Below are 2389 nucleotides of genomic sequence, written 5' to 3' on the forward strand. Positions count from 1 at the left end.
GATCAACGCCGCCCAGCCCAGCACCTTGAAGTGGATCATCAAGCCCAGGTTCGAGCGCAACTGGCATTCCCAGCGGCTGGCCTCATCCGCGCAGATGCCCACCCACTGGCCATCTTCCATAAAGCCATAGCGCGCGCCATAACTGGCGGCCAGCCACAGCGGCAGGGCAATAAGCAGCAGAATCAACGGCAAACGACGGGACATGAGGCACTCCGATAGGCAAAAACGGCGCTCAGCTTAATGCGCCAGTGGGCGTTAGCAAGGTGCATACACACAATTAATGTTTACCTACACGTGTCAAAGTGTATCGTCTGGCTACTATTACCCCGATTCCGACGTTATTTTCCGACATTTCGTGCCGCGTGATGGCACTTCGGCGATAGGACGGCGGTCATAGCCTGCGAACTTCATCAAGCACGTTTCCTCCTAGGGATTAAGTCATGCTCCGTTCCTTGCGCTGTGCTGCCCTGCTGGGCAGCCTTTTTCTGAGTGCGTCAGCACTGGCCGTCGACATTGACCAAGCCAGCTATGGCTACCCTTTGACCAACCCGTTTGAAGCCACCATCGCCACTACCCCGCCTGACCTTCGGCCCAAATTGCCGAGCGATGACGAGATCAACCAGTCCGATTACACCCTGAACATGCGCCCCGAGCGCGAATTCAGCCTGCCGGACAACTTCTGGGCGGTGAAGAAACTCACCTACCGCATCGCCAAGCAGGATCGCGCCGCGCCGCTGATCTTCCTCATCGCGGGCACCGGTGCGCGCTTTGACAGCAGCATCAACGAATACCTGAAAAAGCTGTATTACCAGGCCGGCTACCACGTGGTGCAACTGTCGTCGCCCACCAGCTTCGACTTCATCAGCGCCGCCTCGCGCTTCGCCACGCCGGGGATCACCCAGGAAGATGCCGAAGACATGTACCGCGTGATGCAAGCCGTGCGCGCGCAGAACGCTTCGCTGCCAGTGACCGACTTCTACCTCACCGGCTACAGCCTCGGCGCCCTGGATGCGGCGTTCGTCAGCAAGCTCGACGAGACGCGCCGCAGCTTCAACTTCAAGAAAGTCTTGCTGCTGAACCCGCCGGTCAACCTGTACACCTCGATCACCAACCTCGACAAGCTGGTGCAGACCGAGGTGAAAGGCATCAACAACACCACCACCTTCTATGAGTTGGTGCTGAACAAGCTGACTCGCTACTTCCAGCAAAAGGGCTATATCGACCTGAACGACGCCCTGCTCTACGACTTCCAGCAATCCAAGCAGCACCTGACCAACGAACAGATGGCCATGCTGATCGGCACTTCGTTCCGCTTCTCGGCGGCCGACATCGCCTTCACCTCGGACCTGATCAACCGCCGCGGCCTAATCATCCCGCCCAAATACCCGATCACCGAAAGCACCAGCCTAACGCCATTCCTCAAGCGTGCGCTGCAGTGCGACTTCGACTGCTACCTCACCGAGCAGGTTATTCCGATGTGGCGCGCCCGCTCCGACGGCGGCAGCCTGTTGCAACTGGTCGACCAGGTCAGCTTGTACGCCCTCAAGGACTACCTGCACACCAGCCCGAAAATCGCCGTGATGCACAACGCCGACGACGTGATCCTCGGCCCTGGCGACCTCGGCTTCCTGCGTAAAACCTTCGGCGATCGCTTGACCGTCTACCCGCTGGGCGGCCACTGCGGCAACCTCAATTACCGCGTCAACGCCGACGCCATGCTGGAGTTCTTCCGTGGCTAAATATCTTCTGCTGCTTGCCGCCTTGATGTGCGCAGGCGTGGCCAATGCCGACAACAGCAAGGCCCACGAGCCAGTCAAGGTCGATTCCGATGGTTTCAAGGAACCGCTGACCAAGCTCAAGTTCAACCCAGGCCTGGACCAGCGCGAGTTCGAGCGGTCGTCGCTCACGGCACTCAACGTGTATGACCCCCTGGAGTCGTGGAACCGTCGCGTCTACCACTTCAACTACCGCTTCGATCAGTGGGTGTTCCTGCCGGTGGTCGACGGTTACCGCTACGTCACCCCGAGTTTCCTGCGCACCGGCGTGAGCAACTTCTTCAACAACCTGGGCGACGTGCCCAACCTGTTGAACAGCCTGCTGCAACTCAAGGGTCACCGCTCGCTGGAAACCACAGGGCGCCTGCTGGTCAACACCACCATTGGCATCGCTGGCCTGTGGGACCCGGCTACCGCCATGGGCCTGCCGCGCCAGAGCGAAGACTTCGGCCAGACCCTGGGCTTCTACGGCGTGCCCGGCGGCGCGTACTTGGTGCTGCCGATCTTCGGCCCGTCGAACCTGCGCGACACCGGCGGCTTGCTGGTCGACTACACAGCCGAGAACCAGATCAACTTCCTCAACGTGGCCGAAGTCAGTTCCAACCACCCGGAAG

The 2389-nt window shown here is 60.0% G+C and carries 2 protein-coding genes and 1 pseudogene; 2 read left to right on the forward strand and 1 reads right to left on the reverse strand.

Translation table 11 applies throughout. The features are described 5' to 3' along the window. Positions 1-204 (reverse strand): annotated as a pseudogene (locus tag HX823_RS30995) (hypothetical protein); the annotation flags it as partial. A gap of 236 nt (positions 205-440) precedes the next feature. Here HX823_RS30995 and HX823_RS31000 point away from each other — a divergent pair. Both HX823_RS31000 and HX823_RS31005 read left to right on the forward strand, forming a co-directional pair. Beyond that, on the forward strand, positions 441-1739 hold the full coding sequence (locus HX823_RS31000; protein WP_038850339.1) for a serine/threonine protein kinase: 1299 nt from the start codon (positions 441-443) through the stop codon (positions 1737-1739). Further along, positions 1732-2389 (forward strand): VacJ family lipoprotein (locus tag HX823_RS31005; RefSeq protein ID WP_177078439.1); only part of this gene is annotated, 658 nt, incomplete at its 3' end. The genes HX823_RS31000 and HX823_RS31005, both read left to right, overlap by 8 nt.

Origin of the sequence: Pseudomonas sp. P7759, from assembly GCF_013386445.1 — a bacterium.
Taxonomy (GTDB): domain Bacteria; phylum Pseudomonadota; class Gammaproteobacteria; order Pseudomonadales; family Pseudomonadaceae; genus Aquipseudomonas; species Aquipseudomonas azotoformans_A.